This is a genomic window from Robiginitalea aurantiaca, assembly GCF_030380815.1.
GTDB classification, from domain to species: domain Bacteria; phylum Bacteroidota; class Bacteroidia; order Flavobacteriales; family Flavobacteriaceae; genus Robiginitalea; species Robiginitalea aurantiaca.
Genome location: NZ_JAUDUY010000041.1, coordinates 1 through 410 on the forward strand (window position 1 = coordinate 1; position 410 = coordinate 410).

Annotated in this window: 1 protein-coding gene; it reads right to left on the reverse strand. The window is 54.9% G+C overall.

Translation table 11 applies throughout. The features are described 5' to 3' along the window. Window positions 1–410, reverse strand: a 410-nt coding sequence (locus tag QU605_RS15355) for an SGBP N-terminal domain-containing protein (RefSeq protein WP_434967939.1), incomplete at both ends; no start/stop codon positions are given.

The following is a 410-nucleotide window of genomic DNA, read 5'->3' on the forward strand; positions in this document are numbered from 1 at the left end:
TTTTCCTGGTTGGTAGCAGCAGAATAGTCGGTCAAGCGGTTGCGACCTACGCCGCTGTCGTTGCCAGGGGCAAGGTTCGAAGCGTCAAAAGGGGTGTCGTCTGCAGCTAGCTTCCACCCATATGTATAAGTCGTAGCACCATAAGTTACCTCGTTGGCGGCATTGCCGAAAGCCAACCCAAAGTCCGGAAGATAAGGTGACGGAGGGGTGACAATATTGTCCTGAAAGTTGACAAAGGCCTCAAAAGGCGGTCTGGTAACGGAGACTGTCCAGCTTTGTGTTGTGGCCCCATCTTCGGCAGTAACCAGGTAGTTAACCGGTCCGGCGCTGAAATCCGTGGGTATTTCTGAGGCTGGACTAACCTGTGCGCCGTCAGAAAGGGTGATCACCGGGGAGAGGGTGGCCAGGTC